General features: G+C 39.5%; 24 protein-coding genes and 1 pseudogene. 9 read left to right on the top strand and 16 right to left on the bottom strand.

Features of this window, described 5'->3' with window-relative positions; all coding sequences use genetic code 11:
• Positions 1-47: 47 nt before the first annotated feature.
• Both CFPU101_RS01150 and CFPU101_RS01155 read right to left on the bottom strand, forming a co-directional pair.
• The gene (locus tag CFPU101_RS01150; RefSeq protein ID WP_206813502.1) at positions 48-200 is read right to left on the bottom strand and encodes a hypothetical protein; all 153 of its coding nucleotides are present in this window, start codon (positions 198-200) and stop codon (positions 48-50) included.
• 230 nt (positions 201-430) lie between these two features.
• Positions 431-760 carry a hypothetical protein gene (locus tag CFPU101_RS01155; RefSeq protein WP_206813503.1) on the bottom strand — a complete coding sequence of 110 codons (330 nt, stop codon included), beginning with the start codon at positions 758-760 and terminating at the stop codon, positions 431-433.
• 66 nt (positions 761-826) lie between these two features.
• On the opposite strand from CFPU101_RS01155, the gene CFPU101_RS01160 reads away from it, so the two are divergent.
• The 3 genes from CFPU101_RS01160 to CFPU101_RS01170 are packed head-to-tail and all read left to right on the top strand — an operon-like array spanning position 827 to position 3,595.
• Positions 827-2,569 carry a glycosyltransferase family 39 protein gene (locus CFPU101_RS01160; protein ID WP_242577706.1) on the top strand — a complete coding sequence of 581 codons (1,743 nt, stop codon included), beginning with the start codon at positions 827-829 and terminating at the stop codon, positions 2,567-2,569.
• 6 nt (positions 2,570-2,575) lie between these two features.
• Positions 2,576-3,250 (top strand): urease accessory protein UreF, encoded by a 675-nt coding sequence (locus CFPU101_RS01165; RefSeq protein WP_206813504.1) that lies wholly within the window; start codon positions 2,576-2,578, stop codon positions 3,248-3,250.
• A gap of 6 nt (positions 3,251-3,256) precedes the next feature.
• A complete protein-coding gene (locus tag CFPU101_RS01170; protein ID WP_206813505.1) occupies positions 3,257-3,595 on the top strand; it encodes a cupin domain-containing protein in 339 nt (112 codons plus the stop codon).
• 38 nt (positions 3,596-3,633) lie between these two features.
• Here CFPU101_RS01170 and CFPU101_RS01175 read toward each other — a convergent pair whose 3' ends face one another.
• The 3 genes and pseudogenes from CFPU101_RS01175 to CFPU101_RS01185 form a co-directional block, all read right to left on the bottom strand.
• On the bottom strand, positions 3,634-3,852 hold the full coding sequence (locus CFPU101_RS01175) for a hypothetical protein (protein ID WP_206813506.1): 219 nt from the start codon (positions 3,850-3,852) through the stop codon (positions 3,634-3,636).
• 191 nt (positions 3,853-4,043) lie between these two features.
• Positions 4,044-5,566 (bottom strand): annotated as a pseudogene (gene psbB / locus CFPU101_RS01180) (photosystem II chlorophyll-binding protein CP47).
• Between the two features lie 176 nt (positions 5,567-5,742).
• The gene (locus CFPU101_RS01185; protein ID WP_206813507.1) at positions 5,743-6,081 is read right to left on the bottom strand and encodes a hypothetical protein; all 339 of its coding nucleotides are present in this window, start codon (positions 6,079-6,081) and stop codon (positions 5,743-5,745) included.
• A 175-nt stretch (positions 6,082-6,256) separates the two neighbouring features.
• On the opposite strand from CFPU101_RS01185, the gene CFPU101_RS01190 reads away from it, so the two are divergent.
• Positions 6,257-7,342 carry a calcium/sodium antiporter gene (locus CFPU101_RS01190; protein WP_206813508.1) on the top strand — a complete coding sequence of 362 codons (1,086 nt, stop codon included), beginning with the start codon at positions 6,257-6,259 and terminating at the stop codon, positions 7,340-7,342.
• Here the strand turns inward: CFPU101_RS01190 and CFPU101_RS01195 are convergent, their stop codons facing one another.
• The 5 genes from CFPU101_RS01195 to hpsA all read right to left on the bottom strand — a co-directional run bounded on the left by CFPU101_RS01195 (position 7,343) and on the right by hpsA (position 15,121).
• Positions 7,343-7,900 (bottom strand): Uma2 family endonuclease, encoded by a 558-nt coding sequence (locus CFPU101_RS01195; RefSeq protein WP_206813509.1) that lies wholly within the window; start codon positions 7,898-7,900, stop codon positions 7,343-7,345.
• A gap of 143 nt (positions 7,901-8,043) precedes the next feature.
• Positions 8,044-8,604 carry a prepilin-type N-terminal cleavage/methylation domain-containing protein gene (locus CFPU101_RS01200; RefSeq protein ID WP_206813510.1) on the bottom strand — a complete coding sequence of 187 codons (561 nt, stop codon included), beginning with the start codon at positions 8,602-8,604 and terminating at the stop codon, positions 8,044-8,046.
• A 9-nt stretch (positions 8,605-8,613) separates the two neighbouring features.
• Positions 8,614-9,657 carry a type II secretion system protein J gene (locus CFPU101_RS01205; protein ID WP_206813511.1) on the bottom strand — a complete coding sequence of 348 codons (1,044 nt, stop codon included), beginning with the start codon at positions 9,655-9,657 and terminating at the stop codon, positions 8,614-8,616.
• A gap of 11 nt (positions 9,658-9,668) precedes the next feature.
• Positions 9,669-10,331, bottom strand: coding sequence for a prepilin-type N-terminal cleavage/methylation domain-containing protein (locus CFPU101_RS01210; RefSeq protein ID WP_206813512.1), 663 nt, complete (start codon positions 10,329-10,331; stop codon positions 9,669-9,671).
• A 77-nt stretch (positions 10,332-10,408) separates the two neighbouring features.
• Positions 10,409-15,121: a hormogonium polysaccharide biosynthesis protein HpsA gene (gene hpsA / locus CFPU101_RS01215; RefSeq protein ID WP_206813513.1), complete on the bottom strand. Its 4,713-nt coding sequence runs from the start codon at positions 15,119-15,121 to the stop codon at positions 10,409-10,411.
• Positions 15,122-15,220: 99 nt separating this feature from the next.
• Between hpsA and CFPU101_RS01220 the strand changes: the two genes are divergently transcribed.
• From CFPU101_RS01220 to murI, 5 genes are all read left to right on the top strand, one after another.
• The gene (locus tag CFPU101_RS01220; RefSeq protein WP_206813514.1) at positions 15,221-17,422 is read left to right on the top strand and encodes a M48 family metallopeptidase; all 2,202 of its coding nucleotides are present in this window, start codon (positions 15,221-15,223) and stop codon (positions 17,420-17,422) included.
• Between the two features lie 131 nt (positions 17,423-17,553).
• Positions 17,554-17,754: a hypothetical protein gene (locus CFPU101_RS01225; protein WP_206813515.1), complete on the top strand. Its 201-nt coding sequence runs from the start codon at positions 17,554-17,556 to the stop codon at positions 17,752-17,754.
• 247 nt (positions 17,755-18,001) lie between these two features.
• Positions 18,002-19,384 (top strand): cation:proton antiporter, encoded by a 1,383-nt coding sequence (locus CFPU101_RS01230; RefSeq protein ID WP_206813516.1) that lies wholly within the window; start codon positions 18,002-18,004, stop codon positions 19,382-19,384.
• Positions 19,385-19,474: 90 nt separating this feature from the next.
• Positions 19,475-21,295: an N-acetylmuramoyl-L-alanine amidase gene (locus tag CFPU101_RS01235; protein WP_206813517.1), complete on the top strand. Its 1,821-nt coding sequence runs from the start codon at positions 19,475-19,477 to the stop codon at positions 21,293-21,295.
• 101 nt (positions 21,296-21,396) lie between these two features.
• The gene (gene murI, locus CFPU101_RS01240) at positions 21,397-22,248 is read left to right on the top strand and encodes a glutamate racemase (RefSeq protein WP_206813518.1); all 852 of its coding nucleotides are present in this window, start codon (positions 21,397-21,399) and stop codon (positions 22,246-22,248) included.
• Between the two features lie 119 nt (positions 22,249-22,367).
• Here the strand turns inward: murI and CFPU101_RS01245 are convergent, their stop codons facing one another.
• The 6 genes from CFPU101_RS01245 to cdaA form a co-directional block, all read right to left on the bottom strand.
• Positions 22,368-22,625 (bottom strand): hypothetical protein, encoded by a 258-nt coding sequence (locus CFPU101_RS01245; protein ID WP_206813519.1) that lies wholly within the window; start codon positions 22,623-22,625, stop codon positions 22,368-22,370.
• 227 nt (positions 22,626-22,852) lie between these two features.
• Positions 22,853-23,005, bottom strand: a complete 153-nt coding sequence (locus CFPU101_RS01250) for a hypothetical protein (RefSeq protein ID WP_206813520.1) — start codon at positions 23,003-23,005, stop codon at positions 22,853-22,855.
• Between the two features lie 455 nt (positions 23,006-23,460).
• A complete protein-coding gene (locus tag CFPU101_RS01255) occupies positions 23,461-23,745 on the bottom strand; it encodes an acylphosphatase (RefSeq protein ID WP_206813521.1) in 285 nt (94 codons plus the stop codon).
• A 2-nt stretch (positions 23,746-23,747) separates the two neighbouring features.
• Positions 23,748-24,650, bottom strand: coding sequence for a CoB--CoM heterodisulfide reductase iron-sulfur subunit B family protein (locus CFPU101_RS01260; RefSeq protein ID WP_206813522.1), 903 nt, complete (start codon positions 24,648-24,650; stop codon positions 23,748-23,750).
• A 73-nt stretch (positions 24,651-24,723) separates the two neighbouring features.
• On the bottom strand, positions 24,724-25,473 hold the full coding sequence (uppS, locus tag CFPU101_RS01265) for a polyprenyl diphosphate synthase (protein WP_206813523.1): 750 nt from the start codon (positions 25,471-25,473) through the stop codon (positions 24,724-24,726).
• Positions 25,470-26,393 carry a diadenylate cyclase CdaA gene (gene cdaA, locus CFPU101_RS01270; RefSeq protein ID WP_206813524.1) on the bottom strand — a complete coding sequence of 308 codons (924 nt, stop codon included), beginning with the start codon at positions 26,391-26,393 and terminating at the stop codon, positions 25,470-25,472. Before cdaA ends, uppS begins: the two co-directional genes overlap by 4 nt.
• Positions 26,394-26,410: the final 17 nt, after the last annotated feature.

The raw sequence follows: 26,410 nt of genomic DNA on the forward strand, positions 1-26,410 counted from the left end.
TTAACCTTTATTGATTCCCTTATCTAGATTAGCAGGTCAGTTCTTGTTTAAGGAATTCTTTGAATGACCTTAACATTATCCGCTTTATTTTTGGGATAACCGCAGCGTGTCGGGTTCCATTGCGTATCAGTAATGACAAAACCCTCTGGAGTCGGCGCATCGGCACACACTTCTATCGTCTTGCCTGGAGAAACATCCACATACTTAACCAAACTCCAAACATTGTAACTGAGTGTCGTCGGATTTCCGCAACGATTCGGACTCTATTCATCATTCATTTTCAGATAACCTTCTGGTACGGGCGTACCTGCACAAATGGAAATCATCGCAGGTGTGGCGGAAGCAGAATTAGTTGATACTGTTTCTTGTCTTTTGTTACAATCATAAGCCCTAGCACTCGCTGATCCTGTTCTACCGTAACCCCCTCCGTCTATACATCCCAGACAATATGAGTAGCACCTAATTTCGCCGCATCCCCTCTAGCATCTTTTTTAGCAGAATTCCGACCATGTTCAGCAAATAAACCGCCTCCCCAAAAAGAACCCCCCTCGACACTGCCTAAAAAAGCGCAACCCGCTACTATTGTAGGATCAGCATCTTGTACTTGTTCTTCGTTAGCTAGTACAGGGGTCATCACATCTAACGCCAAACAGATGAAAATGCTTGGCAAAAGCCATAAATGTCTAACTACTTTTTCCTTCATCGTTTTTTTTAGTAAAGTGTATTGTGGTGTTAAAGTTAGGGAAATTATTTGAGACATTCTCAAAAGTTTTTATAATTGTATACTTTAGTTGATGATGTTGTCACAAAATTTAAGGAGAAAAGTTTGCTACGTTTTGAATTTGATAAATCTAACTTTAGCAGAAAACAGATTTTAATCTTAGTCGGTATTTGGATGATTATTGGCTTCATCATTCGATTTACGCAACTAACCGCAAAACCTCCTTGGACAGACGAATTTGCTACGATGGTTTTCAGTTTAGGCAATGATTTTAAATCGGTTCCTATCAATCAACTCTTTTCAGTTGAAACTCTTTTACAACCTCTGAAAATCAATTCAAACGCTACGATTAATGATGTTATTTCTTTGATTGTTAAAGAAGATAATCATCCGCCTTTATATTTTATCTTATGTCATTGGTGGGTAAAATTGTTTCCGACAGATGGGGAATATGTTTCTTTATTTGCTATGCGGTCGCTTCCTGCTTTGTTTGGAGTTTTAGCTATTCCTTTGAGTTATTTATTGGGTAAAATTGCCTTTCGTTCAGCACTAGCAGGTCAATTTTCAGCAGCAATGATGACTGTATCACCTTATGGAATTTATCTAGCACAAGAAGCCCGACATTATACACTAGGTGTTTTATTTGTTATTGCTACTCTTTGTTGTTTAATCAGTGCAATATGGCATTTATACGAGCGAAGATTAATAGCTATTGGTTTAGTAATGGGCTGGATTATTATTAATAGTTTAGGTTTAGCTACACATTACTTTTTTAGTATTACATTAGGTGCTATCTTATTAACCCTATTTGGTTTTTTAGTTTATCAAATTAAAAGCAAAAATTTTTATTTCAATAATTGGCTACGAGTTGGAATTGTTGGCTTAGGTACACTCTCGACGGCCGCGGTTTGGTTTTTGACAGTTGTTCCTAGAGATTATGGTAAAGGTATGATTTATTGGTTAGTTCATTATGTAACTGATTTTTTAAGTTTTATTAGTCCAATTGTTCAATTAATTGTCGGTTGGATTGTTATGATTTCACTTTTGCCAATTGAAGCGAATTCTTTAGTAATTGTTATTCTATCTGCTTTGGGAATGCTCATATTTTTTATTTGGGCAATTCCGCTTTTTATTCAAATTTTTAAAAAAGCATGGCAGACTGATTATAGATTGGGTTTAGTGGGTTTGGGTGGATTTTTTATTAGTGCTAATTTTCTATTTTTATTTATTACCTATGTTCTCACTCTTGATATTACTAAAGCCGCCCGCTATAATTTTACTTATTTTCCTGCGGTCATAGCTTTAATGGGTGTTATTTTAGCCATCTTATGGAAAAAAAATATAATTAAAAAGAATTTTTTACAGATTAAAACAGGAAGACAGGCGGTTATTATTATTTTAATAATGGGTTTTTTAAGCTCATTAACAGTTAGTTACAATTTAGGATACCGTAAATATTATCTACCTAATCAATTTGTTGAAGTTATGCAGCAAAATTCTTCAGAACCGATTTTAATTGCAACTCCTTATAGAAGTTTAGTACAAGTTGGTGAAATGATGGGTATTGCTAGAGAATTAGAAAAAGCTTCGATGACTGAAAAAATTTCTTTTTATTTAATGCCTGATGATTCTTTAAATAAAGTACAATCTAATCTACAAAATTTATTGAGTAAAATTAATTTTTCTGTGGACGTTTGGGCGATTAACTGTACTGATAAATTTAGAGATAACTTTGAAGGAAAATTACAGTTACAAGGCTGTGAAGAAAACTTAGAGAACAAAAAGTATATCAACGGTTATGGTTATCAACATTTTCAATGTTATAAACCCCTACCGATTAAATCATAAACGTTAATGAGTTCTAAACAATTACTTTATTTACTTCAGTTAACTAGCCCTACTTTACCAGTTGGAGCATATAGTTATTCAGAAGGACTAGAAACGCTAGTCACTCAACAAATCATTATTCATAAAGAAACCTTACAAAACTGGCTTATTCAGTCATTAAAATATGGGTCAATCAGAGTAGAATCAGCCGTAATGCTACGCGCATATGACTATTTTATAAACAATGAGCTAGAGAGTTTAATAAAATGGAATCAATGGCTATCAGCGACTAGAGAAACTCAAGAATTAAGAAATCAAAGTTGGCAGATGGGTCAATCTTTACTCAAATTATTTAATGAATTGCAACCCGAAATTAAACCCATTTCAATAAAACTTTATCCTAACTGTAATTATGCTGTTGTTTTTGGAATTGCGGGAGCAATCTGGAACATTTCGCGTCAAGAATTATTATTAGGGTACTTACAAAGTTGGTCAAGTAATTTAGTAAATGCAGGACTCCGTTTAATTCCTTTAGGACAGACTGATGGACAGAAAATCTTAATATATATACAAGACACTTTAATTCAAGTTTCACAAGAGATTTTAGAATTAAAAGACGAAGATTTAAGAGGTTGGGGATGGGGATTATCTTTAGCCAGTATGCAACACGAAACACTTTATACAAGATTATTTAGAAGCTAGAATTCTATGAAACTGACGACATTAAATGAACTTCCAGAACAATCAGTCTCACATAACCCTGAAATTAAAAAAAGGGTAATGTTAACCCCACATGAATTACCAAATATAACTAATTTTTCACAAGCAGTTTTTACACCAGGTCAAGTTGCTCTCGCTCATGCTCATGAAACGATGTATGAAGTATTTTATATTGAATCTGGAGATGGAACAATTCGGATTAACGGTGAAGATTATCCTTTAACGCAAGGAACTTGTGTCGTCGTTGAGCCGAAAGAAATACACGAAGTGATTAATGATGGTCAGAATAATTTAGTGATGACTGTTTTAGGAGTTATTAATCCTTAAGCGATCGGGTGAGCAATGCGACTGCTCACCTAAAAATTTTATGCAAGCGGTTTATAGTAATCCGTAGTGGTAACAGCCCCGATCGCTTTTTCATCTTGATTAATACATTGAGAATTATCAACAAATTTACAAACTCTGGCCCAAAGTTTAGCGCGAGTTCCAGCTGGCCCGTGTGCAAAAACAACGCGATCGCTACCTATCATTTTTTGAATCTTGACACCACATACTGGACAAATCTGTGTACTTGAATCTGACATAAGTCTCCAGCTTTTATTTCAAAATAATGGTTAAAGCATAACGTAACTATCTTTCTTATAAAGTCAATTTTGTTACTGCTTACCTAAATAATAACGCTTAAAAAGTGGGTAAAATCCTCTAGCTTTGGGCAGATTTTCTCAATAAAAAGCGAGAGTATATCTCTCGCTCAAGACGTATTTATTAGCTTAAATTAGCCTTCTTTACGTGTGGTTACGTCACCTAATTTTTGGAATAAACCAAACTCAATTTGTTCGCCAAGTTCGGGATCGATACCAGCAAATACGTCACGGTACAGAGTACGTGAACCATGCCAAATATGACCAAAGAAGAACAACAGAGCAAAACAAGCATGACCAAACGTAAACCAACCGCGAGGACTGGTACGGAATACCCCATCAGATTTGAGGGTTTCACGGTCAAAATCAAACGCTTCGCCCAACTGAGCGCGACGAGCAATTTGTTTAACTGCACCAGGTTCAGTAAAGGTTTGGCCATCTAACTGACCACCGTAGAAGGTTGCAGATAAACCAGTTTGCTCAAAGCTGAGTTTAGATTCAGCACGACGGAAGGGAACATCCGCACGGACAACACCTTCAGCATCAGTGAGAACAACGGGGAAAGTTTCAAAGAAGTTCGGCATCCGACGTACGGATAATTCACGCCCTTCTTTATCCTTAAAGATGGGGTGTCCTAACCAAGATTTAGCGATTCCGTCACCGCTATCCATCATGCCAACGCGGAATAAACCACCTTTAGCGGGGCTATTACCAACATAATCAAAGAAAGCAAGCTTTTCTGGAATTTTTTCCCAAGCTTGGGCGACGCTATTGCCAGCAGCAACATTGGCATCAACACGACGTTGAATCTCTTGTTGGAAGTAACCACTATCCCACTGATAACGGGTCGGGCCAAAGAGTTCGATAGGAGTCGTTGCGTTGCCATACCACATGGTGCCAGCAACAACAAAAGCCGCAAAGAACACAGCCGCAATACTACTCGATAAAACGGTTTCAATATTACCCATTCTTAAAGCTTTATAAAGCCGTTCGGGAGGTCTAACCGTTAAATGGAATAAACCCGCGATAATTCCAACAATTCCCGCCGCGATGTGGTGTGCGACCACCCCACCTGGATTAAAGGGATCAAAGCCTTCTGGCCCCCATGATGGTGCCACTGCTTCAACATGGCCCGTTAAACCATAGGGATCAGAAACCCACATCCCAGGCCCCCAAAGTCCGGTTAAGTGGAAAGCACCGAAACCGAAGCAAAGTAGACCAGATAAGAACAGGTGAATCCCAAACATTTTGGGTAAATCTAAAGCAGGTTCGCCAGTACGGGGATCGGTAAAAAGTTCCAAATCCCAATAAACCCAGTGCCAAACGGCCGCTAGGAATAATAAACCAGATAAAACAATGTGAGCAGCAGCAACGCCCTCAAAAGACCAAAAACCGGGGTCAACGTTATTTTCACCTGTGACACTCCAGCCACCCCAAGAACCCGTCACTCCGAGACGAGCCATAAAGGGCAGCACGAACATTCCTTGCCGCCACATGGGGTTTAATACTGGATCACTCGGATCAAAAATAGCAGCTCATAAAGAGCCATCGAACCAGCCCAACCTGCTACTAAAGCGGTGTGCATTAGGTGAACAGAGATGAGCCGTCCTGGGTCATTCAGAACAACTGTGTGAACTCGATACCAAGGTAGTCCCATTGACTACGCTCCTCCTAAGTGACAATCAAGATCTAATTTAGACGCTTTTGAACGCAGAAGTGATAAGTAATTAAGATTAACTCATCCCACCATGAGAGAAAAGACTTAATCACTTTACATTATCTCTTGAAAAGGAAATTTATTTAAAGAAGTGTAACTATATATTAGAGCGGATTTCAAGGTGTGCCACCTGAGATAATTGGGTCAGTATCATTTTTCATCACTTGATCGGCATCTCTTAAGCGTTCAATCACTTGATCAGCACTCATCAGCCTTCTTAGAACAACTTGGCCGATGGTGGGAACTGAATCGGCTACTTGATTCCCTGGTTTGACTTCTAACATGAGTACTGCTTCCTCAACTTCGTATAGCCAGAGAATTTCCTCACGTTCTACAATGCCTAATTTTAAACGCTGAATTTTTGGTTGACGTCGCCATGCGTTGGTATCCCATAGTCCGCCAAACTCCCAAACACGTCCAACAATCCAGCCTTCTGACAAGAAAAAATATTTCACCGTTACTTCATTTTTTATACGCAGCCACCATTAAATATACACCGAGAAAGGAAAGTTGCATGATGTTCGCGATCAACGTTTATCGGATTAATTTAATTCTTACTCACCCAAGCGATTAAAAATATGCTTAATTCAAGGTAAGCTTAGAAAGGTGAATTATCCTATTTTCCTCTCTATGAGCATTACTGTACTTCTTCTACTTTTAGCGGGTCTGGTTTTACTGGTAGTGGGGGCAGAGCTTTTAGTTCGTGGCGCGTCAGATGTAGCGACTCGTATGGGAATTGCGCCTTTAATTGTCGGACTAACGATCGTTGCTTATGGCACCAGTTCCCCAGAAATGGCTGTGAGTATTCAATCGGGTTTAGAGGGTAATGCGGATATTGCATTAGGAAATGTAGTCGGCAGTAATATTTTTAATGTTTTAGCAATTTTAGGGATAACGGCTTTGATTGCCCCGATGATGGTCGCTAATCAGTTAATTCGGCTTGATGTGCCGATTATGGTTGGGGTATCAGTTTTGGCTTTGGTGTTTGGTGCCGATGGTAAAATTAGCCGCGTTGATGGAATTATTTTATTTATTTTAGCGGTGCTTTATACGGCTTTCCAGATTTATGAAGGACGCAGACAAGCTGTCGCAAGTGCTTTGAGAGATGTAGAAAATGGAAATGCTAGACAACGACTCACACCCAAACAACTAATGATTAATGTGGGTTTGATTTTAGTCGGTTTAGTTTTATTGGTTTTAGGTTCCGACTTTCTTATTGATAGTTCGATCCAAATTGCTCAAGTTTTAGGGGTTAGTGATTTGGTGATTGGTTTAACGATTGTTGCTGCGGGAACGTCTTTACCTGAGTTAGCGAGTTCAGTGGTGGCAAGTAGGAAAGGGGAACAGGATATTGCTGTCGGTAATGTGGTTGGTAGTAATATTTTTAATATTTTGGCGGTTTTGGGTTTGTCGGCTGCGGTTTCAGCGAATGGAGTTAATGTATCGGAGGCGGCTTTAAGGTTTGATATCCCTGTAATGATTGCTGTGGCGATCGCTTGTTTACCCATTTTCTCATCGGGTCAGTCTATTTCTCGTTGGGAAGGAATTTTATTTTTATTTTACTATTGCGTTTATACTGCCTACTTAATTTTGCAATCGACTAATCACGAGCAACTTCCTATGTTTAGTCAAGTCATGACCTTTTTTGTTATTCCTATTACTGTTGTGACCATTGCTGTTAGTTATTATCGCAGTCACAAAAGAAGTAGAATTTAACTATAATTTGAGCCAACTAAATAAGTCATTAATTGTTATTTCTAAGTCAGGAATTAAATCTAAAACGGGTAAAACTTGTTCAGGACTGTCTAAAAATTGCGGTTGTTGTTGAGCAGGAAAAGTAATTACTGATTTTTGTTCAGGATCGATTAACCATCCCAAACGAGTTCCATATTCCAGACAATGTAATATATTACGTATGACTTTAGTGATACTTTGATCAGGAGAAAGGATTTCAATTGTCCAATATGGATAAGTTCTAAAAGTATTCTCAATATTGCCTTCTTCATCAACAGGAATTCTATCCCAAACAAATACCGTGACATCTGGCACAATTGAACGCCCTCCAAAAGTACACCGCAATTCAGGAAAGGCATAGGCTATTTTAGGAATTTCGGTTTTTGCATTAATGTTTGTCACTAATTTTCCTTGTAATCTACTGTGTTTTCCTTGTGGCATCGGTTTTTGAATGATTTCTCCGTTAATGTATTCGCTTGCGGGTTTAGTCTCTGGGAATTTCAGAAATTCTTCTAAACTTAAATTTTGGCTGATTAGCATATGTTTAATAAATTAGATAGAAAAATAATTATTTCTACCAGAAATTATAGCTTTAATTTTGTAGCAGAAATTGATTAAGATCATTTAATAAAATTTGAACTTAAGCTATTAAATTGATGAAATTCAAAATATTTAGGCTAAGTTTACTGACATTCCGTACTATCTTTTCCTTTATCTATCGCACCTAATAAGGTTTTAATTCTAATACATCTATAGGGTGTATTAGGGATTCCAGTTAAGGTAAAAGACAGATTTTCATTAGGTTGTAATTGGCTAGTAGGCGCAATACTCCCAGTATCAGTAAAAGTAATGCGATTGCCATAAGAAGTAGATAAAGTGATCCGATTAGCTTCTGCAAGATTTAAGCAATTATCTCGTGTACTTCTTTGATTACCAATACTATTCAAATAAGTCCAACAGTCTGTAGCACTACCATTATTACGATACATACTTGCCTGTGGAATGTTATTACTCATGCGGAACTCGACGTTAAAAGCTTGTGCTTCTTGTTTAGCACGATTTTGTGCAGTTCTAAGTAACGTTTCAGTAGCTTCATTCGCTTGATTTAATCTTTGTTCATTGACATAATTAAACCAATTTGGTAATGCGAGGGCTGCCATAATCCCAATGATCATCACAGCAACTAATATTTCGATCAAGCTAGTTCCTTGCTCAAATTGATGTACAAACTTATTTTTTTTCATTTTTTTCCTTTAATCTGCAACGGTTTTTCTGACGACACCCCGACTAATAGCTTGAACTTGAAGCATTCCTAACATTTCATCTTTTTCGACACTGGGTTTACCTTTAGTGTTACCTCTTAAATAAAGAAATACATCTTGGTTAAATCCTTGAGCCGAATTGACACTAGCATCACGTACACAAGCAAAAAAGCTTTTAGCATTAGTGGGTTTATAGTTTGTACTTCCTCCAGTAGGGGTGACTCCGTAAGGTGATGGTTTGTAAAGAAATTGACCGTTTTCTTGAGTGGTGGGGCAGTTATGATCATCGAGAGTGGTTGTCGATGAATTGGCAAAAGTTGGGGAGGCGGCGAAATCGGTTAAGGGAATTAGATTACTATTGGTAGTAGTGGGTAATGATGCTTGTGCGGAAACAAGGTTAAGATTATAGGGCCATTGCTGAAAAGTACTGTTAATCATTGGATCAACATAACCTGTTTCTTGAGTTAAATTCGTCGGATTGCTGTATTTACGCAATTGATAGCGAAAAATCCTAGAATCTCCTTTCCAATTGTTATTAGTATTATTGGTTGATTGGATATAGACCACAAGGGTATAAGCACGTTGCTCGATTCGCACAGCCGAACATTCATCAACTTTTGAGCCTGTAAAAGAAGTACAACTATTGGGTAGGGTTGCACTCGTATCAGAGTAGGGAACAGATTCTACTTTCCAAAAAGCAACTATCGGACGAGTATTGGCTCCAAAATTGGGTAAAAAGTTTTTAACGGGCTGTATAGTTGTATTTTGTATGACGCGAGACTGCTCTAACTCTTCACCTGTGTAAACGTAAGTGGCTTCGCGTAACTCCTGAGCCATATAGTTTAAAGATTGTTTCATCTCTTCATTAGTTGCGTTACGAGCTTGATCGTTTTGACTATTGCTCATTAAATCAACCATGATGTACATCAATGTAGCCATTAACATTGATGAGATGGCAAGTCCAATTAAAATTTCAGTCAGGCTAAAACCAGATATGTTTTTAGTCCGTTTTTTAAACCGTTTGTTGAAAAGCATGGGTCTTTACCTTATGGTTGTTGATTAAGATAATCTTTGTATGCAGAAAGTGAGAGTTGTAAATCGCTACGACTAACTTCTGTATATAGAACAGCTAAGGGTCTAATTTTTTGTTGACCTAATCCTTGGCTTAAGTTAATTGAAGCGGCTTGAGTTTCTAAAGAACCTACATTATCCTTAGCGGCTCCCGCATATACCCTAATCCCAACTTGGAAAACGGCTAGTTGATCTTGAGCAACTCCTTGAGCAAACCGCATTCCTTGATCTCGGAACATTTGCACGATAAATTCTGGGTTTTGGTCATTGTCGTAATCAATGGCTAAGGCTTTTGTTGGCGAATCCAAATTAACTGGATTTGTTACCAAAGTGGTTGGAGGGCCAATTTGAGCAACCTTGACTCCTGTTGGTGCTGGGGGGGGGATTTTGCCAAGTTCTTGGCTTTGGGGAACTCCTTGAGTCATCAACGTTTGAATGCGGTTAATTTGGCTTTGGGCTAGTTGCATGGCTTGTTCGGCTCGATAATTTTGTACACGTGTACTAACTGTCATGAGTAAAAAAGGAGCCAACGCAGCGAGTAAAGCACTGGCGATCGTAAAACCAACCATTGCTTCAATGAGAGAAAAACCTTGCTCGGACGTTTTTAATAATGGTGGATACCGATGTAGACGTTGCATAATCCGTTACTCTTATACTCTTAATAAAAAAATTGATGCAGGAAATCCCCCAACCAAAGTGGGGGAATTTTTCTGTTTTAAGGACAATCTGTGGCTCTTGGGTCGATTTTTTTGCCGTTAACCGTCAGACAGCGTAACTGCTTGGTATAGGGATCATCGGCGGCTAGTTGCTGATAGAATTCGTTGCGAGGACTGCCGACACTAATAAAACGGGCAGCTACAGGGCCGGGAGCGTTATACTGCAAGGCTACGTCATAACCCCATTTGCGATTTGGCGGTGCATAAAAGGGTATGGTTTCACCTGTTGAGGGATTTTCTCCTGGTTCCCAGGCTTCCTGATCCCAAGGAGCCGTCGCATATGTACTAAATTTTAATTGCACAAAGGCACCCGTAATATTTAGATCATCGCCATCCCAGTCTTCGATAAAGCGCGGGAAGTTATGCAAGCCCCCGTAAGATTGAAAACGACGCGCTGGGACTAAACCATTAATAAAAATTGCATTCATGCTAGTATTAATGGCAGGATTTCTCGTTTTACCATTGCCAAGAGTTCGGTAATTAGTAAATACACTTCCATTACTCAGGCGAATGTCAGCATTGCGAGTCACTGCAATCGGAGAAGTTAGGTCGTTGGGATTTTCTCTCGTCCAAGTATTCGTATTGGCATTGGCTAAAGTACTGTTTAGATAGGAGGAGGTAGACCCCGAAAAACAAGTATTACTCGTGTTCGTAAAGCCATCTTCAATCGTACCATCGCAAAAGTTATTAGAAAGAACCGTTAACGCATCACCCAAGATTTCAACAGGTCGCCAGCGATCAGATGCAGGTCTGGCAAAATTCGTATCCAGAGTATTTCGAGTATAAAAATTTGACCAACTACCATCTAGTTTTTGAGTAAATTCTTCGAGCAGTTGTCCTGAACTATTTTGGTGAAGATTAAGATTCCCTTGAATATAAATTGGATTATCACTAATAAAGGAAAAACCCATATTCGTTCCACTGCGACTGATATCTGAGCCATTGATCAGACGGAAACTGTGGGGACGACGGTCTGGATCTGGATAGTAATCAACAGGTTTGAGGCTTACTCCAGTCAACCCGTTATTGGGTGGGTCTTGCGGTATAGCATCACTTACATTCATCCGACAATTAGTGTTAAAGACTTCTGCTTCGGTATCACAATTAGTAAAAGTTGTACCCGCCGGTCTAGCAATGTCGTCTTCTCGAATGGCATCTTCGCGGAAAGCATAAATAATTCCACTCTTGGTTAGCCAAGTGTCTGTCCCAAGTGAATTATCTTTCAACATTTTCAGGTCAACATCAAGAGCGCGAACCACCATCTGCTGCCGAGCATCATAAAAAGCCTTATCTAAGAAGGGTATACGAGCATAGTTAACATTGTTTGTAGTGAAAACAATGTTATTGACTCGATCACCCGTGTTTCCTGTCGGTGTGGGATCGCTGGAACTGATTATTCTGGGTAGTTTCCAGTCAGATAAAGAGTCATCTAAAGTTTTGGGTTGCAGTGCAATAGAAGCTAGACTGCTTTCATCATCTTTATACTTATCTGAGACTATTGGTGCAGGGTTGATCAAAACAGGTTTAAGTACTTTAAAAACATCGCTGATGTCACGATCTAATGCTAGATAAGTATCCGCGATATACTCTTCACTGACAGGCTGATTATCTCCAGGGCCATAACCATTCTCTGAGCCAGGCATTAGTCCGAGATAATTATGATTATATTTGGGGAAAATAAAGTACAAAGAGGGATATTTCGGCGGCATATTAACTAAACACAGTGCCATCGCCATACCCATTTTTTTAGTCTCTTTTCCATTACTCGTACCGACCATATCGCTAAAAATTTCAGGATCACAAGGTGGTTTAAACGTACCTTCATTACTTCCATTTCCAACGGTGAGCAGAGTATTTGGAGTCCATGTTGAGCCTGGAGCAGGGCCGGTCAAAACAGGAGAATCACCTTGTTGAAATCCAAATAGGCGATCGCGTTCGACTTGAGCATACGTGATCAACATTGTGGCTTTATTGATTAGCTCTTCTTTGTTGGCTTGCGAACCTAAACCATTAGCTTGTAGCAAAGCATTAATATATTGTTCGGGCGTAAATTGACTATAAAATTCGAGTTCATCTTTAATCCCATTGCCATTACCATCACCACCACGAATGTAACCTGTTGGGAAAGGAACGGGAGGATTGACTAAATCATTAATTTCCCCATTAGATGAATTACCATCGAGCAACTGCCAAAACTGCTCCCCTAATGCTGTCATACCAGAATTGTTGATAAACGCTTCATTCATTCTTCTCAAACTATCTAGGTTATAAGCCAGAAGTCCGATAGTTGATGCGGCCGTTTGAACAGTGGTGCGATCAGCGATACTCAAATCACTATAATTTAATGTAGTTTTCGGACTCCCATTCGCATTTAGCAAAATTTGTCTGAGTTGAGAGAAGTTGCCCCACATCATATAGTCTGGATGGGGATGAATAATTTTCTTGACCATTTCTTTTTTAGGAGGAAACCCGCCATCAGAGTCACCTGCAAAAAGAGCCAGATTGTTTAGGGCGATTCTCAGAGGATTAGTATTATCTTCAATCAGTGCCGCGAAATCTGCTTGATTGGTTACGTTACCTGGTGGATTAAATTCCCAGCCATTCGTCCCGACTCCTGTCAAAAAGTTGGTATAGACATGATCTTTCTCGACTGGATCTGGAATGGCTAGATTTACGTTTTGAAACTTATAGGGTAAGAGATTAAAATTGGTATTCTGAGCGAGGCTTTGTGTTGTTCCAGGATGAACTGTTGTCGCTAATGTTGCAACTGGAAAATCTGTATTGTTGTTATAGTGATAAATTAGGGTCGATTGAACTGCTGCTAAATTATCGCGCAAGGTACGTCGTTGCCGAGCCAGATTTTTTAAAGATGTGTTATTGGGTGGATAAAGCGGATCATTATTACCTTTCCATCCGAAGGTATTACCTAAATCTAAACGCGGCCCAACAATCAGCCGTAAACCTTCAACTCTGGCCCGTCTTTCCCAGTAACCATCTAAACCCACATCATCGGGAAAAGCGGCGGGGGGGTTTTCTCTAGTCAATTCATTAAGATAGGCTCCTGTAATTTTTTCTCCATATTTAGTAGGCCCAACTTTAATCGTATGAGTATAACTGGGTTTAGGCCCCCAGCGATCATCAGCGCGATAAGTATCATCCAGATAGGGTCTTCTGATCAATTTGTTAAGCATTCTATGATCAAGATTAGACGAATTACCTATCCAGTTTGGGGAGCGAACAGAGGCGTTTGTTGGATCGCTAGTGTAACGAGAAATAGAACGATCTTCAGTAAAAACAGTAATTGGATTAAGACTAAACTGATAGGGTGAACCCGTTTGAAGACTATCTTTGACAGAATCAGTGTCTTGTTTCATGTGTACTGCTTTATTACTGCCAGTGGGGGCAATTCCTGCTCCTGGAAACAGATCAACTTCGGAAATTCCATTATAATTATCTGGTGTAGGGTTGGCGTTGAGCATCTGACCTTGGAAAGTAATCTGTCCATTTGTGTTTTCATACTGGGCGAGAGTAATTTCGGAGGCATCTTCGGTGTAAAGGCAAGAGAAAGGAGAACTGATTAAATAAGCACTAATTCCTGTCCCGCCTCCCGTATCACCCCAAAGCAGATTTCCTTCAGTGTGCATAGCTCCATTCCAGTTAAAAGCTGGGCCTGGATAGGCTTCAAGGTCATAGCGAAACCAAACCCCCCATTTATTGCCCATATCCATTTGACGGTCTTGCTGAAACTCTACACTCGAAACGGTGCGGACAGCATCATTTTTTTTGACAACAACTGCATTAACTTGAAAGTTTTTTCGGACTGTCGCTGTATTAATCGAGTACCATCCTTCTACTTTTTCTCCCTGCGCCCCTGGAATACTACAGTTTGCTAGACTCATGCCATTTAACAGCGTTAAAGGCCCTGTTCTTGTAATGAGTTGGGAGGCTTTTTCGCTATCAGTCGGCGGTGTAGTAGTCGAATAAACTTTATTTTTGGAATTGGCTGGGCTATATGAATATTTACCATCAATACCGATATAACTGTTAGTCCCGATCGGCCGACTATTTCTCATTAATATAGAGTAGACGACTGTTTCATCAACTCCATCACCATCAATGTCTGTGTCATAAAGCCAAGCATTATCTAGCTGATTATCACCATTCGTATCAATACGTGTTTCTTTGGGTAAAGTATAAATATCTAAATATGCGCCATTCTCTTCATATCCTGCTAGGGCTGGATCATTGCTTTTGTTGATCATCATGCGCTCTAACATTTCTTCGGTTGGTATCCCGTTCGGAAAGCGATAATCTCGTTTGAAGAGAAATTCGATTTTTGATTTGGCTCGTTCAACGGCTGGTGTGGCTAGGTTATAGGAAACTTGGGATTGACGACTTCCGATCGTTGCTTGTGTATTTTGTGAGGTTCTGACCAAAATCGAGCCAGCCACTAAGCTAAAAACTAGCATAATCATGGTAATCGTCGGTAAAATAAAGCCTTTTGACAATAAACGCTTTCTACGGCTGTATTTTTGTCTTAAAAACAGATTTATATTAATTCTTGGTAAAGTATTTTTTCGTTTGCTGGTTTTGAACCGCTTTACGTCTTGTGGTTGATTTCGACGAAAATACAGCAATGACCGACAAAGTGTATTAAGTCTACTCCCTGTCCGTTTGATCCATTTATTAATATTGTTGGTCAGTTTTGACATATTCTCACCCAAGTTTCAGCTATACCGCTTCTATTATTCCCATTGATCTAGCAAAACTTTCTATTTTTTGTATGTGATTTCGATCACAAGTCAAAAATAATGTCAATTGAGCAAGATTTGTCAAATAAATTACTGTGTTTTTCGGCTAAACTGGTCACAAAATTTAACACTAATCACTTTAGCAATCTCAATTTTGCTGATGATTATGGGCAAACTGAAGACAACCTAAAATTTACTGAGTGTTTGCTGTCGAATGTCCTTAGTATCCCTGCTAATGTAATGAACAAAATTAATCTAAATTCTCTCAAGCCATCTTTTGATATAAACAATAGTTTATCGCAATCTTTAGAACGACAATGGAGTAATGCGGGTCGCTATACGGGAAAGCGCATCATGAAAAAAACGGCTAAATACCGACTTTGGTCAATGATGCTGGCTACTATAATTGTCTATTTTTGGCTACTCCAATTTACGATTGAAAGCATTTATAATTTTATTAATCTTATTTTAGGTAAAATCCAAAGCCTTTTTAATCTAGAATCACTTTATTTAGCCAGCCCGCCAAGTACAAATTTAATTCCAATTTTGGGAATTTACTTAATTTTATCCCCTTGGATACTGGATGTTTTTATCAAACAGTATTATCACTTAGATAAATTCCCTCAAGACCGTTTAGAAAGTCGATATCCAGAAACTTGTGAAACGATTAATCAATATTGTCAAAAATATTATCGATCGCGCCCACAACTTAAAATAATTCAAACACAAACCCCATTACTCTTGACTTATGGAATACCTTTTCAATCAAGAATCGTGATCAGTAATGGTTTACTCCAATGTCTCACCGATGAAGAATTAGCTACCCTATACGCAACTCAGTTAGGTTATTTCCTCAATGGTGATGTATCTTTGATGTCGTTGTTGATGACCTTACTACAAATTCCTTATCTCATTTATTGGCAACTCGCGAGTTTAGGAGAACAAATCAAGTTTCCTGTACTCAGAAGACCTCTAGCTTGGCTGGCTGCCTTGTTTTATGGTCTATACTGGTTTTGGAAATGGCCGACGCTGTGGTTATCGCGTCAAAGGGTGTATGATAGCGATCGCTTTGCCATAGAACTAACCAAAAATCCAAACGCTTTAAGTCGTGCTTTACTAAAAATAGCGATCGGCATGAGCGAACAAATTGTAAAAAGTGGCTATACACCCAGAATCTTAGAAAGTTTCGATCTACTGCTTCCTGTTGATGTGCAACAAGTTTTGAGTCTAGGTAGTATATCGCCTAAAATTCCTTTCCCTGATGTGATTCAATGGGATTATACCAACCCTAAACGTCACTGGTTAGCCTTGTTCTCGTCTCATCCTTTGATCGGCGATCGTTTATACTTATTAGGAAAATGCGCCCAATTTTGGCAGATCGATCCAGAATTAAAATTAGTTGATGCTCCTATCTCTATACAAAACGGCTTGTGGAGCAAAATTAAAAAGTGTTATCCAACCTTACCCTTAATTCCTCAAGCTTTAGTGTTTGCCGTAGCATTTGGCATCATTTTAAGAAGTTTGTTCTGGGGAATTGGTAAACTTAGCGAACAATTGAACTACCAACCCTTGGTTTGGATGTATAAATCTTATCCTCTGCTTAATGCTTGGGTTGGTTGGCTATTAATTTTACTAATCGTATTTTCCATGATTAGCTTTAGTAAACGCTTTCCCCTAATTTTCCCTAGCGTTATTTTACTAAACGTAGCTTTGAATTTTCTGTATCAATCGACCAATGGACGCTTAAACTGGCTAAAAAGTCAAGACCCAATTTTAGAAGCATGGGTTTTAATTGCTTTTAGTGTAACCCTCATTCTCTGGACTAATCGTTATTTTCCATCACCGCAATCATCTTTAAATTCTAATGAAGCTGATTTAGCCCATTTATTGAGTAAATCAGATTTACCCTATCAAGGACAGTATATAACGCTTAGTGGCAGACTTTTGGGACATTCTGGTCTTTCTAACTGGCTAGGACAAGATTTAATCCTACAAACGGATAGCGGATTAATTAAACTTCATTTTTTAGCTTCGGGTGGATGGATAGGCGAACTTTTATCGTTATTGCCTCGACCTTTAGTGTATGTCAATCAACTTGTCACCGTTCGCGGCTGGTTTCGACGTGGTGGTTCTCCTTACCTCGATGTCGAACTGATGACGACTAAACGGGGTGAAAAAACCCAAGGAGGTCATCAAATGTTTGTTACCCTTTTTGCTTTAGCTTGTGGTGCATGGGGAGCTTATAAAATTTTAAAATTCTAAAATGTAAACAAATGTTAAACCACATTGAGAAATATGTAAAATTTGTTGCGACCTTCTATTGTGTGGATAGACAACATGATACTTTGGATAGATGTTGAGCATTCTTTACTGTAATCAACAAGGGGGACACTTTGAATCGGTTTAATCAAAAAGCTGAAGCACAAACTTCTCGGGAAAATATTTGTGAGTACGTCGCTGAATTACAACTCCACATGGCGTTACAAGCCCGTAATTTAGTGCCGAGTCTGGCTCAAATGACTGATAGCCGAGGACAGTTGTTACAAGAAACTCAAGCAATGATCGAAAAGTTAGTCTCGCGTCAGGGATTCTAAGAAGTCTTGTAGCCACTTGCTCACTTTGTCATCTGCCTTAAGTATGAAAAAAGTAATTAATTGTCAACAATAAGATTAATTAACCTAGTAAGCTGTTCATTTTTTGCCAAATTTTGCCTATTTTAAGCGTTATCAATAACCTACTCATCATGATGGTTCTGTTGTTAACCAACAGGGCTGAAAAAGCATTTTTGTGATAAATTTGGACAAAATATGGCCGAACAGTTTTTAAGAGGCAGTGGTTTAGATGAGTTTGCTACTCTCAATTCCTTTTCAGTTGATCGCGGTGGCGGCCGAAGTTGAAGCGGCCGATAGTTCCCTAGTCCTAGCTAGTATTTTATTAAGCTTAGTTGTAATTTACTTAGCGAGTAAATTGGGCGGTGAAATTTGTACCCGTCTCAATTTACCACCAGTGTTAGGCGAATTAGTAGGTGGCGTAGTTGTAGGAACTTCGGTTCTAAATCTTTTAGTTTTTTCTAGTAGCGGAGCAACAGCCGAAGATTCTTTGCTGATGAAATTTTTGGATTTAACATCGAGCCTAACTCCAGAAACGGCAGGAGCAGTATTTTCATCTCAAAGTGAAGTGATTTCTTCTCTTTCAGAGTTGGGTGTTGTTATTTTATTATTTGAAATTGGTTTAGAATCGGATTTAAAAGAACTGATTCGAGTCGGGCCGAAAGCGGCGATCGTTGCAGTCGTTGGGGTCGTTACTCCGTTTGCTTTTGGGACTTTGGGTTTAGTTTATCTGTTTCATGTTCCAGTCATTCCGTCCGTATTTGCAGGGGCGGCATTAACTGCGACGAGTATCGGTATTACAGCTAAGGTTCTCGCGGAAATTGGGCGTTTAAGTTCCTCTGAAGGTCAAATTATTATCGGTGCGGCGGTACTAGATGACGTTTTAGGAATTATTGTTTTAGCCGTTGTTTCTAGCTTAGTCAAAACGGGCGAAATACAAATCACTAACGTCATTTTTTTAGTGATTAGTGCCGCAGTCTTTCTCATTGGTGCGATCGTGTTAGGTCGTTTCTTAGGGCCTTTCTTAGTCAAACTAATGGACAATATGCAAACACGAGGCAAAGTCTTACTCGTTTCCTTAGTTTTTGCCTTCATCTTGTCCTATATTGCCCAAGTCATCCAGCTAGAAGCGATTTTAGGTTCATTTGCGGCAGGCTTAGTTTTAGCAGAAACCACAAAACAATCTGAACTCGAAGAACAAATTCTGCCAGTTGCTGATTTATTTGTCCCGCTATTCTTTGTTTGTGTTGGCGCACAAACCGATTTAGGTGTTCTCAATCCAGCCATTCCAGAAAATCGGGCTGGTTTAGCGATCGCTGCTTTCTTGATTGTGGTCGCCATCTTCGGTAAGGTAGTTACAGGTTTTGCTATCTTTGGCAAAGAGCAACTCAATCGATTAGCCATAGGAGTTGGCATGATTCCACGTGGCGAAGTAGGATTAGTGTTTGCAGGGGTGGGTGCTGCGAGTGGTGCTTTAGATGCTTCTACTCAAACCGCGATCATCATGATGGTGATTATTACCACGTTTCTCGCTCCTCCTTTGCTGAGGGTCGTATTTGAAAAAGATCAGCCCAGTGTGACACTAGCCGAAAATCCCCAGGAACCATCTTCTTAGGATTTTCTGAAACTTGGAGCTTAGTCTCTACGTCCCTTGTAGTTGATTCTTTTATGTTCGTTGTCTCACTTCTCAATAGGAGCAAGCATTGTGAGATTTCACTGGCTACTACTGAGTGCTTTTAGTTCTTTTCTATTAGCGTTACCAGCCCAAGCAGGTAAATTAGTTTTTTGGCGATTTGAACCCAATCAAAATCGTCTCGTCTTTACCACAGACGACAGGGTGCAACCAACGGCTCAGTTAATTCCAAATCCAACACGCGTTGTTATCGATCTTCCAGGAATCGTACTCGGTCAACCTAGTATCACCGAAAATTTCAGTGGTACGGTGAAAAGCGTCCGCATTGGTCAATTTGATGCACAAACAACCCGTTTAGTGATTGAAATTGCCACTGGATACACGGTTGATCCCCAACAGGTTAAAATCCGAGGAATTTCGCCGACTCAGTGGACGGTAGAGCTTCCTGAGCCACAACGGATTAACTCTACTTCTTCCAATACGCCGCCCCCTGTACCCGATAACCCACGAAGCGAACCGACGACTAATAATACTTCATCTGATTTCCAAGTCACTCGTAACGGTCTATTCGTTCGACTTGATCGCAATGGAGATGACCGTAAAATTAGCAGTAACCGCAGCCGCGATCGCAAGAAAATTGAATTTGAGTTACCCGGTGCGTCTCTAGCCGATAATTTGCTAGGGCGGACTTTTCCAGTTAATAACTACGGTGTCAGTCAAATTCAATTCGATCAATCATCTGACTCAAAAGCGCGGATTACCTTATCGGTCTCTTCTGATAGCCCTGATTGGCAAGCTTTATACAGTCGATTTGGGGGGCTAGTACTTTTGCCACAAGGGGGGTTATCGAGTTTTAATAACAGAAACACCACGCCAAGCGATCCCACACCGATTTCGATTGATATTCCTCGAAATCAACCGCAACAGCAACTAGCGACGATTCAATCGGTCGATCTTGATAGTGCGAATACTCAACTCAATATTCGTTCGGATCGTCCGATTCGAGGGAGCGGAAATTGGAATCTCAATCAGGGCGTTTATGAAATTAGGATCGATAACGCTCTGCTTTCGGATAACTTTCGCGGCCCCCGTTTAGTCCAAAAAAGTGGGGTCTATCAGTTACGAGTCCGTCAAGAGGATGCCGATACGGTTCTGATTATGGTGCAACCTGCTCTAGGATATCAACTAGGGCAGTTACTCCAAGCTTCGGAGCAGCTTTTGGCTCTAGAACTACGATCGCTGACCACTTCAGACCTAGACCCAGATCCAGTGACTCGTCCGCCGATTATTAGTACTTCTCCACCCATTCGACCTAACCCTACGCCACCCTCCAGGATTAATCCACCAAAAGGTAGAACTTTAGTAATTCTCGATCCGGGTCACGGTGGCAAAGACCCAGGGGCGATCGGGATCGGGGGATTGCAAGAAAAAAATGTGATTTTACCGATTTCTCAAATGGTCGCCCAGATCCTTGAACAACAAGGCATTAATGTGATGATGACTCGCTCATCTGATTATTTTGTCAGTCTCCAAGGTAGAACCGATTTGGCTAACAAAGCGGGAGCATCGCTGTTTGTCAGTATTCACGCGAATTCAATGGGGGCAGGTCGTCCCGATGTTAGTGGGTTGGAGGTGTATTATTTTGGTGATCGTCGTCTCTCGGATACGATTTATCGTAGTATTGTGCGAGGTGTGAATGTTAAAGAAAGAGGAGTCCGTCGCGCTCGCTTTTACGTGTTGAGAAATTCTAAAATGCCATCTACACTAATAGAGGTAGGGTTTGTTACAGGAGTGGAAGATGCACCAAAGTTGAGAAATGCTAATTATCAGCGTCAAATGGCTGAAGCGATCGCTAGAGGAGTGATCGAATACATTCGACAAAATCGACTCTAAATAACTTTTTATAAGATAAATTTTATTTACTTGACAAGTTATTCATGTTTCAATATCAACAACTTATTCATTTATTCATAACGCATTGATTATTTCTTTCCATGAGAGAATCCCAACGTAGTCCAATTGGTGTTTTTGATAGTGGTGTGGGTGGACTCACCGTTTTAAGGGAGCTATATCGTAAACTTCCTGATGAATCGATTCTCTATTTTGCAGATACAGCGCGACTTCCCTATGGTACTCGTAGCCAAGGCGAAATTGTGCAGTTTGTAAGAGAGATTGTCACTTGGATGATCCAACAAAAAGTGAAAATGGTCATTATGGCTTGTAATACAAGTTCTGCTTTGGCCTTAGAAACGATTCGGGATGAATTTAGCCCTCTACCCATTTTAGGAATTATTTTACCCGGTGCAAGAGCCGCCGTACAACGTGGAAAACGAATTGGTGTCATCGCAACACCCGCAACCGCGCAAAGTAATGCCTATGCTCAAGCGATCCAAGAAATCGATCCCACAGCCCAAGTTTGGCAAGTGGGTTGCCCTGAATTTGTTCCTCTAATTGAACAAAATCGCATTCTTGACCCTTATACCCTAAAAGTAGCTCAAGAATATATTAAACCCCTATTACACAAGAAAATTGATACGCTGATTTATGGTTGTACTCATTATCAGCATCTGGAACCTGTGTTTAAAAGCTTTTTGCCAAACTCAGTTCAATTAATAGACCCCGCTAAATATTTTGTTTTAGCTATTGAAAAAGAACTGGAGTTAATGGGCTTAAAAAATACTTATGCTCCAAGGGCGACTCGTTTTGGGGTGAGTGGTCATCCTCAACAATTTGCTCAAGTCTCTCAAAGATGGCTTGGTTTTGTGCCTCATGTTGAGAAGATTTATTTACCTATTTCTCTTACGCCTAAATCGGTTTCTGTTCCTTTAAAAGTGGAAACTGAATAAAATCTTGAAGGAGATTGAGTAAGGTTAATCTTCTAATCTCCTTTTGTATTGTTTAACTTCAAGGGTCTTTGATTAGGATTATGAAAATTGTCTACGGGGTCTAAAAAAGTTAAGATTTATTACTGTTTGAAGGGTTGTTGAATCGGTTGTGTCCGATTAGGCTTTTCAGTTAATCCTAACTTATTAATCAGCTTGACTACTCCAAATGCTAATCCTGCACCTAAAACCAGTCCAATGATTAGAAGAATAGCAAACCATTTCCGAGCTTGTCTTTTAGCTGCTTTTACTCTAGCTGGAGAAAGTTCTAAATCTAGCTCGTTTTGAGAAGGATTTGACGGCGGCAAGTCGTTATCAAAATCATTAGGTAAGGGAGCCATAATTATTTAAACTAAGAGCAATAGGCTCACCTTAACACGAAGAATTCTAATTGTGTAAATAAAATTGTTAGACAGTTGTAGATCTCAATAGTGATAAGTAATCTCAGTTTTAATCCAAAATTTCAAAAGATCTCAGATTGAAATGCAAGTTAATTCACGAATCCTCAAACACATTTTTGGGTTAGTCGTGGCTGAGCTACAACTGTGTTAATGGGATACTTAGGTTTTCAAAAAACCCCTAATAAAACCAAGAGTGTAAACATACCGAGCAACATAATCATCCCTGCATAGATGGCTAACCAGGGTTCATGATTCATGCTGTCTAAGTACACATTCACTTTTTTGTCGTTGGGTTCGGGATGCCAAATCATGGGTTTCATATCTCTTACCTCCCTAAATTTTTGAGTGATTGATCCGCTCATCGTTAGCTCATTGTTTCAAAAAATAATATTATTTTTTGTTAACTAAACTTAACTATCGATTTGCTTTGATCTAGGTTTTTAAGTCATCGAGATCTTTTTAAATGTGATGAGACCATTTTAAACAAGTAGTGTAAATGGTTAATTGCTTTTTATTAACCCTCTCTTTTGAAGTGAGAGGTTACGACTCAATTAAAATAGTCTGATTCGTTAATAATATTGTATAAAATCTACTTGACAAAATCAAGCATATATATATTAATCATTGTTGCGTTACTTGAAGAAAGCGAGTAAAACTCATGAAAAATTTTGTTGTTCTTAACAATTGCTCATCGAATGATTGAGTAGCTGTCATTAGTTAAAAAAAGTTAGTTAAACAAAATTTACAAGGCTTGCTAATCAGTATTTTTGTGCTTTTATCGTCGCATCTCAAAACCGCTTAATCCTTGCGAAGCTTGCATTTTAACAGCGACATCGGCGACAACTGCATTAGGAGAACCTCGATAACACCATTGAATCATTTTTTCAACAATTGGGCGTTTTCCCTCAAAAACAGCTTCAACTCGTCCATCGGGGAGATTTTTGACCCAACCATTAAGCTTGAGAGTTTGAGCTTGTCGGGTCGTATAATAGCGATAGCCTACGCCTTGTACTTTACCTGAAATCAAAACATGGGCTTGTACGAGTGTATTTTGTTCCATTTCTAGAAACCTAGCTTTTCTAAAACAGATTTAGTAGAAACTAGATGACGATCTAATCCTAATTCTTGTGGAGAAATTCCTAACGCTAAGGCGACTAACTGGGGTAAATGTAAAATAGGTAAACCCAGTTTTTGTCCTGTTACTTTTTCGATTTCCTTTTGACGAGAGTCTAAGTTCAGATGACACAGAGGGCAAGGTGTTACCATACAGTCAGCACCAGCATCGATCGCTTCTTGAATGTGATTAGCTGCCATTCTAAAAGATTTTTCTTCAGCATAACTTGAAAGGGGCCACCCACAACATTGTGTTCTACCGCGATAATAAATCGGATTAGCCCCAACAGCACGAAAGACATTTTCCATTGATTCGGGTTGAAAGGGATTATCGTAGGGAATCGTGTCTTGCGCTCTGAGGATATAACAACCATAAAATGCCGCACAATTGAGATTTGATAAAGTGCGCTTTACTTTTTCTTGGAGTTTTTCTAATCCATAATCTCCCACTAAAACCCACAGAAGATGTTTGACTTGTGTTGTTCCTTGATAGGGTGAACAATTTTCTTTTGTCAGATAGCTGTTGACTTGCTCTAAATAATTTGGATCATTCTTTTGAGCTTTTTTGAGCCGTTCATCGACATGACCGATCACGCCTTGACAGGTGCTACAGTGAGTGAGTAGAGGTAAATTTAAAGATTCGGCCAGGGCAATATTACGCGCATTAACGGTATCTTCTAAAAGTTGGGAATCTTCTTTATAAGTCCCTGAACCACAACAGGCTGCTTTTTTGAGTTCAATCAGTTTAATGTCAAGAGCTTGTGTTAAAACGGCGGTTGATTGATAGAGTTCGCGACACGCTCCTTGTGCAACACAACCTGGAAAATAGGCGTACTGTAGAGTTGAGGACATGAAATTTAATGATAGGGTCTATTTCTATGATGAGCGATACAAGTAACAGATGGTGGAAAGATCTGAGAATTTTTTAGATTTTTCCAAAACGTCGATCGCGTTGTTGATAAGCTAGTAAGGCTTGATGAAAATGCTGACGGTCAAAATCTGGCCATAGCGTACGGGTTACATAGATTTCAGCATAAGCCATTTGCCAGAGTAAAAAATTACTAATCCGCATTTCGCCACTGGTACGAATCAGTAAATCGGGGTGAGGAATGCCCGTTGTATACAAATGATGTTCAAACAAAGATTCATTAATCTCTTCGGGATTAATTTTACCTTGCTGAACTAAGGTTGCTATTTCTCGACACGCTTGAATAATTTCTTGTCGTCCGCCGTAGTTGGTCGCTACACTAAATTGAGTCCCTGTATTGTTTTTGGTTTCATCCATCGATCTTTCGATTTCTTCTTGTAACGAATCAGGGAGAGCCGATAAATTCCCCACAAAACGAATTTTGACATTTTCTGCCATCATTTCTTTTAATTCACGTCGCAATACCCGTTCAAACAAGGTCATCAAAAATTCTACTTCTTCTAAAGGTCTACCCCAATTTTCCGTAGAAAAGGCATAGGCTGTTAAAGCTGGAACGCCCCAATCTCGACAACAACGCAGTAAATTTTTGAGTGTGTCAACCCCACGCTGATGCCCCATAATGCGGGGTAAACTTCGATGTTTGGCCCAACGGCCATTACCATCCATGATAACCGCTACGTGCTTTGGTAAGCGTTTTTCATCGAGATCACTAGGTAATTCTTGTAACACTTTAAGCTGAACAGTCATTTTTTCTTTTTAGGGGTCGATGCCGATGATCTAAGAAAGAATAGTTTGTATAGATTATGGCCTTGTATGCCAATTGTACGACCTAAGCGGCCTAAACTGGGTGTTACAGTTTCCCGTTCTACGGCGGGTGAAAACCGTTCATCTAATAATTCTTTTAATTTACTGCTGGTTAAAGGACGATTGAGCAAACCTTGTTCAGCGAGTGATATTGAACCCGTTTCCTCAGAAACAATGATACACAAACAATTATCTAATCGTTCGGTAATTCCCATTGCAGCCCGATGACGGGTACCAAGTTGACGGGAGGCAGTGCGATCAGAAAGTGGTAAGATCACGCCTGCTGAAATAATCCTTGCGCCTCGAATAAAAACGGCTCCATCGTGTAACAGGGTTTTCGGTTGAAAGATCGTTTGTATTAGTTCTTTGGACACTTCGCCATTAACACTAACCCCAGGATTGACAAAATCTCTTTGATCAATACTACTGGCTGTTTCGAGTACCATCAAAGCACCAGTTCTATTTTGCGATAGTTCTTTAACTGCGTCTACAATTTCATCAATCACATTATCAGGTTTCGGTATGGGTGAGCCTCGTTTAAAGAGTTGTAGAATTTGTCCTTGCCCTAATTGTTCTAAAAAACGGCGGAACTCTGCTTGATAAACAAAGGCCATGGCAACGGATGAACCGATAACTAATTTTTCTATAACAAAGCTAAGTAATACCATACCTAATCTTTGGCTGATCACCGAAGCCAACATTAGGATAATTAATCCTCTAACCATCCACAGGGTACGACGTTCTCCAACAATAAAGAGCATCGTATAAACCAGAGAGAGGACTAATCCAATATCCATCAGCGCGGTACTATTGGAGATCAGCCAAGAAATTAGCAAACGGTGGTCAGGAAAAAAACCCGACATGAGAAAGAAAATCAAAA

Source organism: Chroococcus sp. FPU101 (assembly GCF_017312365.1).
Classification (GTDB): Bacteria; Cyanobacteriota; Cyanobacteriia; order Cyanobacteriales; family Microcystaceae; genus Chroococcus.